The following is a 7,117-nucleotide window of genomic DNA, read 5'->3' on the forward strand; positions in this document are numbered from 1 at the left end:
ATTGCCGACCGTCGCCCAAGAAGGTCCAAGAACAGGGCGTGTAACGGACGAAAAAGACCATGCTTCGTCCGCTGGATGTTCGGTTGGGGCTGGCGCGTCACGGCGCGAATCCCGACAGGAGACAGATGAAGTGAACGCTGCGGCTGCCAAGAAACCCGCCCAATCCGAGGCGACGCCCGCCCAGAAGACACCCGCCGCGGCGGCCAAGGCGCCGGCTGCGAAGAAGGCGCCCGCCAAGACCGCCGCACCGGCCAAGAAGGCCGCCGCCCGCAAGCGGGCCGTTGCCCCGACGCCGGTCAGGCAGGCTCCGCCGATGGCGCCACCCAAGATTTTGCCCATGCCCATTGCTGCTACGCCCCCGGTGCCGATTGCGGTCAGGAAAGACCCCAAGCTGGCCAACAACTGGAAAACCAAGCCGGTCGAGGCGCTGAGCGACGACGAAGTCATCGCCATGCCCGACAGCGAGTACATGAACGACAAGCAGCTCGCCTACTTCCGCCTGAAGCTGGTCGAACTGAAGAACGACATCCTGGCCAACGCCGGCCAGACCACCGAGAACCTGCGCGAGGACACGGTGGTGGTGCCCGATCCGGCCGACCGCGCCACCATCGAGGAAGAGCACGCGCTGGAGCTGCGCACGCGCGACCGCGAGCGCAAGCTGCTGAAGAAGATCGAGCAGTCGATCGCCCGCATCGATTCGGGCGACTACGGCTACTGCGACGAGACCGGTGAGCCGATCGGCGTGCCGCGCCTGCTGGCGCGTCCCACCGCCACGCTGTCGCTGGAGGCGCAGCAGCGCCGCGAGCTGAAGCAGAAGATGTTCGGGGATTGATGCGGCACTCGCGCGCCAGCCGGACTTGATGGTCTGGCGCGCTTGAGAAGCCACCGCGCGCCCCTATGTCGATCCCATGGAAGCATTTCACGGCACCACCATCGTCAGCGTGCGGCGCCAGACGCCAAGCGGCTGGCAGGTGGCGATCGGCGGCGACGGCCAGGTCACCCTGGGCAACATCGTCGTCAAGGGCTCGGCGCGCAAGGTGCGCAAGCTCTACCACGGCCAGGTGCTGGCGGGCTTCGCCGGCGCCACGGCCGACGCCTTCACCCTGTTCGAGCGCTTCGAGGCCAAGCTGGAAAAGCACCAGGGCCACCTGACGCGCGCCGCCATCGAGCTGACCAAGGACTGGCGCACCGACCGTGTGCTGCGCCGGCTGGAAGCCATGCTGGCGGTGGCCGATAAGGAAGCCTCGCTGATCATCACCGGCAACGGCGACGTGCTGGAGCCCGAATACGGCCTGGTCACCATCGGCTCCGGCGGCGCCTACGCGCAGGCGGCGGCACGCGCCCTGCTCGAGCACACCGAGCTGCCGGCTGACCAGATCGTCAAGAAGGCGCTGGAGATCGCCGGCGAGCTGTGCATCTACACCAACATGCATCACACCATCGAAACGCTGTGATGACCGGGGCCGTCTGCCCCATGATTTTTTGAGTCGGCCATGTCCTCGATGACCCCCCAGGAGATCGTCTCCGAACTCGACCGCCACATCGTCGGCCAGCAGGACGCCAAGCGCGCGGTTGCCATCGCGCTGCGCAACCGCTGGCGGCGCCAGCAGGTCGACGAGCGGCTGCGGCCCGAGATCACGCCCAAGAACATCCTGATGATCGGCCCCACCGGCGTCGGCAAGACCGAGATCGCGCGCCGGCTGGCGCGGCTGGCGGGCGCGCCCTTCATCAAGGTCGAGGCGACCAAGTTCACCGAGGTCGGCTACGTCGGCAAGGACGTCGACTCGATCATCCGCGACCTCGCCGAGATGGCCGTCAAGCAGCAGCGCGAGCAGGCCATGAAGGCGCAGCGCACGCGCGCCGAGGACCTGGCCGAGGAGCGCATCCTCGACGTGCTGATCCCGCCGGCGCGCAACGCCGACGGCAGCAATGCGCCCAGCAGCGATGGCGCCGCGCGCCAAGGCTTCCGCAAGAAGCTGCGTGAGGGCCAGCTCGACGACAAGGAGATCGAGCTGGAGCTGACCCAGCCGGCGCCCAGCATGGAGATCATGACGCCGCCGGGCATGGAGGAGATGGCCGAGCAGCTCAAGGGCATGCTGGGCAATCTGGGCGCGGCGCGGCGCAAGCTGCGGCGCGTGAAGATCGGCGAGGCCATGAAGCTGCTGGTCGACGAGGAAGCCGGCAAGCTGGTCAACGAGGACGAGATTCGCGTCCAGGCGCTACAGAATCTGGAGCAAAATGGCATCGTCTTTATCGACGAGATCGACAAGGTGGCCTCGCGCAACGTCGAGGGCGGTAGCACCGCCGAGGTGTCGCGCCAGGGCGTGCAGCGCGACCTGCTGCCGCTGGTCGAGGGCACCACCGTGAGCACCAAGTACGGCATGGTGCGCACCGACCACATCCTGTTCATCGCCTCAGGCGCCTTCCACCTGTCCAAGCCGAGTGACCTCATCCCCGAGCTGCAGGGCCGGCTGCCGATCCGGGTCGAGCTCAGCTCGCTCACGGTGCAGGACTTCGAGGCCATCCTGACGCAGACCGATGCCAACCTGGTGCGCCAGTACCAGGCGCTGCTGGCGACCGAGGGCGTGACGCTCGCCTTCACGCCCGAGGGTATCTCGCGCTTGGCGGAGATCGCCTGCGCCGTCAACGAATCGACCGAGAACATCGGCGCGCGCCGCCTGTCGACGGTGATGGAGCGGCTGCTCGACGAGGTCAGCTTCGAAGCCACCCGGCTCGAGGGGCAGACGGTGACCGTCGATGCCGCCTACGTCGATGCCCGTCTGCAGGCGCTCAGCCGCGACGAGGACCTGTCGCGCTACATCCTCTGACGCGCTCGCCGCCGTCGCTGCGCCGGCCTCCAGCGTGAGCGCACCACCTGCGCCTTCTTGATCCGGTGCCATCGGCGTCGCCGCCCGCCTGGGCGCCCGACGGTGGCTGCGCGCGCCGGCTCGAATCCGGCTGCATAGGGGTTATCCACAATTGCCTCGTCATGCACTTTGACTGTGCTCGCTAAGTTGCTCATATTAAAGAGAATTCATCTTGGATATCCCGTGCATAAGTTGGCTAACGCGTTGATTTCATTGAAATAATTTGTGCGGCGCGATTGCGCTCCCGGTAATTCCTGCTACAGTGCAAAAAAGTGCAATTAAGTGGGGAAAAGTGGCGTCATCACTTCATCGTTGCACTTGTCATCGGGGGATCGCGTGTTTCAAGGGGCGTCATCGCTGAGTCTGGATGCAAAGGGGAGGCTGTCGGTGCCGACCCGGCATCGTGACGTCCTGACGGCGACCGCTGCTGGCCAGCTCACCATCACCAAGCACCCGCACGGCTGCCTGATGGTGTTTCCCCGCCCCGAGTGGGAGAAGTTCCGCGAGCGCATTGCCCAGCTGCCAATGTCGGCGCAGTGGTGGAAGCGCATCTTCCTGGGCAACGCGCAGGACGTCGAGATGGACGGCACCGGCCGGGTGCTGGTGTCACCCGAGCTGCGCCAGGCCGCCGGCCTGACGCGCGAGCTGATGCTGCTCGGCATGGGCCAGCACTTCGAGTTGTGGGACAAGGCCAGCTACGAAGCCAAGGAAGCCGAGGCCATGCAGGCCGGCATGCCGGAGGCCTTCGAGGACTTCGCGTTCTAGGGGATGGAGGCGGGTGAGCACATGGTCACACACCACGGTCCTGTTGCACGAGGCGGTCGATGCGCTGGTCACCGATCCGCAGGGGCGCTACGTGGACGCCACCTTCGGTCGTGGCGGCCATGCGCGCCTGATCCTGCGGCGGCTGGCGCCGCAGGGCAGCCTGCTGGCCTACGACAAGGACCCGGAGGCGCTGGCCGAGGCGGCGCGCATCGAGGACGCGCGTTTCTCGATCCGGCACCAGGGTTTCGCCGCGCTGGAGGACTTGCCACCGGGCAGTGTGGCTGGGGTGCTGATGGACCTGGGCATCAGCTCGCCGCAGATCGACAACCCCGCGCGGGGTTTTTCTTTTCGTGCCGACGGTCCGCTCGACATGCGCATGGACCCGACGCGCGGCCAGAGCGCGGCCGAGTGGCTGGCGACGGCCGAGCAGCAGCAGATTGCGGAGGTGATTCGTGAATACGGCGAGGAGCGGTTTGCTGGCGCCATTGCAAAGGCGATTGTGTCGCGTCGGCGGGAGCACGGCCCCGTGGCCGGCACCGCAGAACTGGCCGAACTCGTGGCTGGTGCGGTCCGGACCCGCGAGCCGGGCCAGAACCCTGCCACGCGCACGTTCCAGGCTGTTCGGATTTTCATCAACGCCGAGCTTGAAGAGCTCGGGCAGGCGCTGAAAGGCTGCCTGCATGCACTGCAACCCGGAGGTCGGCTGGTGGTGATCAGCTTCCATTCGCTGGAAGACCGCATCGTCAAGCAGTTCATCGCGCGGCATTCGCGCGCGGTGGTGGACCGGCGCGCGCCGTTCGCCGAGCCGGCACCGGCGCTGCTGCGCGCGCTGGCGCGCGTGCGTCCCTCCGCCGCCGAGGTGGCCGCCAACCCGCGCGCGCGCAGCGCCATCATGCGCGTGGCCGAGCGCACCGAGGCCGATCTTCCAGCGGCCATGCATGGCAGCATCGAGCCGCCGCCGGGCCGCCCCAAGGCGGCGAAGGCGCCCTCGGGGGGCAGCGCAACAGGCGCAGCCGTGACGCGTGGGGGTCAGTCGTGACCAGATTGTCGATCGTGCTGTTGGTCGCGCTGGTCTTCTCGGCGCTGTACCTGGTGCGGGTGCAGTACGACTCGCGCACCCTGACCACCGAGCTGCACCGGGCCCAGGCCGAGGCGCATCAGCTCGACACCGAGCACAGTCGCCTGCAGGTGGAAAAGCGCGCCCAGGCGACTTCCCTGCGGGTCGAGCGGCTGGCCCAGGACAAGCTGGCGATGCGCACGGTGACGCCGGCCATCACCGAGTACGTGAACTCGGCCATGGCGGTGTCGGTGGTGGCGGTGCCGGCATCGGCGGCCGCGCCGGAGGGTCGGCCATGAGGAACATCAGCTACGCCGCCAGCCCGTTGCTGGCGTCCAAGACGCCGGTGTGGCGCAGCAAGTTCATCGTCGCCATGCTGGCGCTGGCCTTCATCGTGCTGATCGCCCGCGCCGCCTACGTGCAGGTGATCGACAACGCCTTCTTCCAGCGCCAGGGCGCGGTGCGCTTCGAGCGCACCATCGAGCTGCCGGCCAGCCGCGGCCGCATCTACGACCGCAACGGCCTGCTGCTGGCCTCCAGCGTGGTGGCGCCCGGCATCTGGGCCGACCCGGAAGGCGTGCGCAAGGAACTCGACAAGCTCGAGCCGTCGGCCCGGCAGCAGCAGCAGGCCAAGCTGCAGCAGCTCGCGAAGCTGCTCGGCATGCCGCCGGCGGAGTTGAACAAGAAGCTCGACGCCGGCGAGCGCAACTTCGCCTGGTTGCGGCGCCAGGTCGACAAGTCGGTCGCCGACCAGATCGCCGCGCTGGGCATCGCCGGCATCTACCAGCGCAAGGAATACAAGCGCCGCTATCCCGAGGGCGAGGCGGCGGCGCACGTGATCGGCTTCGCCAACGTCGAGAACAAGGGCCAGGAAGGTGCCGAGCTGTCGTTCGAGAAGCAGCTGGCCGGCAAGCCCGGCTCGCGCCGCGTCTACAAGGACCGCCTGGGCCGGGTGATCGAGTCGGTGGGCGACGACGTGCCGCCGATCGATGGCCAGGACATCCAGCTGTCGATCGATTCCAAGGTGCAGTTCTTCGCCTACCAGAAGCTGCGCGACGCCGTCACCCAGCACAAGGCCAAGTCCGGCAGTGTGGTGGTGCTGGATGCCCTGACCGGCGAGGTGCTGGCGCTGGCCAACTATCCGAGCTATTCGCCCGACAACCGCAGCCGGCTGACCGGCTCGCAGCTGCGCAACATCGCGCTCACCGACACCTTCGAGCCCGGCTCGGTGATGAAGCCGATCACGGTGGCGATGGCGCTGGAAGCCGGCAGGGTGACGCCGCAGACTGTGATCCCGACCGCGCCCGGCTCCTACCAGCTGGACCGCTTCACCATCCGCGATACGCGCAACTACGGTTCGCTGACGGTGGAAGGCGTGATCCAGAAGTCGAGCAACATCGGTTCGCTGAAGATCGCGCAGAAGCTGACGCCGCGCGAGATGTGGGACACCTATACCGCGCTCGGCTATGGCCAGAAGCCGGACCTGGCGTTCCCGGGTGCGGCGACCGGCCGCGTGCGTCCGTGGAAGAGCTGGAAGCCGGTCGAGCAGGCCACCATGGCCTACGGCTACGGCCTGTCGGCCTCGCTGTTCCAGATGGCGCATTCGTACACCGCCTTCGCGCACGACGGGCGCGTGATTCCGGCGACGCTGCTGAAGAGCCCGAGCGGCCAGCCGGTCGACGGCACGCCGGTGTTCTCGGAGAAGAACGCCCGCGCGGTGCGCAAGATGCTGGCGCTGGCGGCCGGGCCAGGCGGCACCGGCCAGCGCGCGCAGACCGTGGGCTATTCGGTCGGCGGCAAGTCGGGCACGGCGCGCAAGCAGCAGGGCAAGGGCTACGCTAGCAACAAGTACCGCGCCTGGTTCGCCGGCATGGCGCCGATCGAGCAACCGCGCGTGATCGTCGCCGTGATGGTCGATGAGCCCAGCAACGGCGTCTACTACGGCGGCGCCGTGGCGGCGCCGGTGTTCAGCGAGGTGGTGCAGCAGACGCTGCGCATCATGGGCGTGCAGCCGGACGTGGCGGTCAAGCCCGAGATCGTGGCCGAGCAGGTGCCGGAGCCGTTCTGATGACGACGGCGCTTCACACCCCCCAGGAAGCCGCTCGCTGGCTGCGCGCGCGTGTGCACGGCGTGCTGCAGACCGACAGCCGCAAGGTGCAGCCGGGTGATGGCTTCATCGCGTGGCCGGGGGCAGCCACCGATGGGCGGCGCTTCGTGGCGGCGGCGCTGGCGCAGGGGGCGCGTGCCTGCGTGGTCGAGCGCGAGGGGGTCGAGGCCTTCGGCTTCGATCGGGCCGAAATCGCCAGCTGTGTGCAGCTCAAGGCGACCACCGGCCCGATCGCCGACGCCTATTACGAATCGCCGTCGCGCGCGCTCGACGTGCTGGCCATCACCGGCACCAACGGCAAGACCTCGTCGGCCTGGTGGC

At 68.0% G+C, this 7,117-nt stretch carries 8 protein-coding genes; all 8 read left to right on the plus strand.

Annotated features, from left to right (window positions below; all coding sequences use genetic code 11):
- Window positions 1-130: 130 nt before the first annotated feature.
- Window positions 131-832 carry an RNA polymerase-binding protein DksA gene (gene dksA, locus PK606_RS11310; RefSeq protein WP_324563955.1) on the plus strand — a complete coding sequence of 234 codons (702 nt, stop codon included), beginning with the start codon at window positions 131-133 and terminating at the stop codon, window positions 830-832.
- A gap of 76 nt (window positions 833-908) precedes the next feature.
- Complete coding sequence (gene hslV / locus PK606_RS11315; RefSeq protein WP_324563957.1) at window positions 909-1,454, plus strand: ATP-dependent protease subunit HslV; 546 nt, start codon at window positions 909-911, stop codon at window positions 1,452-1,454.
- A 39-nt stretch (window positions 1,455-1,493) separates the two neighbouring features.
- A complete protein-coding gene (gene hslU, locus PK606_RS11320; protein WP_324563960.1) occupies window positions 1,494-2,828 on the plus strand; it encodes an ATP-dependent protease ATPase subunit HslU in 1,335 nt (444 codons plus the stop codon).
- 375 nt (window positions 2,829-3,203) lie between these two features.
- Window positions 3,204-3,632 (plus strand): division/cell wall cluster transcriptional repressor MraZ, encoded by a 429-nt coding sequence (gene mraZ, locus PK606_RS11325; RefSeq protein WP_324563962.1) that lies wholly within the window; start codon window positions 3,204-3,206, stop codon window positions 3,630-3,632.
- Between the two features lie 13 nt (window positions 3,633-3,645).
- Complete coding sequence (rsmH, locus tag PK606_RS11330) at window positions 3,646-4,671, plus strand: 16S rRNA (cytosine(1402)-N(4))-methyltransferase RsmH (RefSeq protein WP_324563964.1); 1,026 nt, start codon at window positions 3,646-3,648, stop codon at window positions 4,669-4,671.
- Complete coding sequence (gene ftsL / locus PK606_RS11335; protein ID WP_324563967.1) at window positions 4,668-4,988, plus strand: cell division protein FtsL; 321 nt, start codon at window positions 4,668-4,670, stop codon at window positions 4,986-4,988. Before rsmH ends, ftsL begins: the two co-directional genes overlap by 4 nt.
- The gene (locus PK606_RS11340) at window positions 4,985-6,757 is read left to right on the plus strand and encodes a peptidoglycan D,D-transpeptidase FtsI family protein (RefSeq protein ID WP_324563969.1); all 1,773 of its coding nucleotides are present in this window, start codon (window positions 4,985-4,987) and stop codon (window positions 6,755-6,757) included. Before ftsL ends, PK606_RS11340 begins: the two co-directional genes overlap by 4 nt.
- A partial coding sequence (locus PK606_RS11345) for a Mur ligase domain-containing protein (protein WP_324563971.1) occupies window positions 6,757-7,117 on the plus strand: 361 nt, incomplete at its 3' end. The genes PK606_RS11340 and PK606_RS11345, both read left to right, overlap by 1 nt.

Origin of the sequence: Ottowia sp. (assembly GCF_035444425.1) — a bacterium.
Lineage (GTDB): Bacteria > Pseudomonadota > Gammaproteobacteria > Burkholderiales > Burkholderiaceae_C > Ottowia.

Excerpts from the sequence above, each read along its gene's own strand:
- hslV (WP_324563957.1), top strand. The coding sequence starts at position 909 with ATGGAAGCATTTCACGGCACCACCATCGTCAGCGTGCGGCGCCAGACG.
- hslU (WP_324563960.1), top strand. The coding sequence starts at position 1,494 with ATGTCCTCGATGACCCCCCAGGAGATCGTCTCCGAACTCGACCGCCAC.
- PK606_RS11340 (WP_324563969.1), top strand. The coding sequence starts at position 4,985 with ATGAGGAACATCAGCTACGCCGCCAGCCCGTTGCTGGCGTCCAAGACG.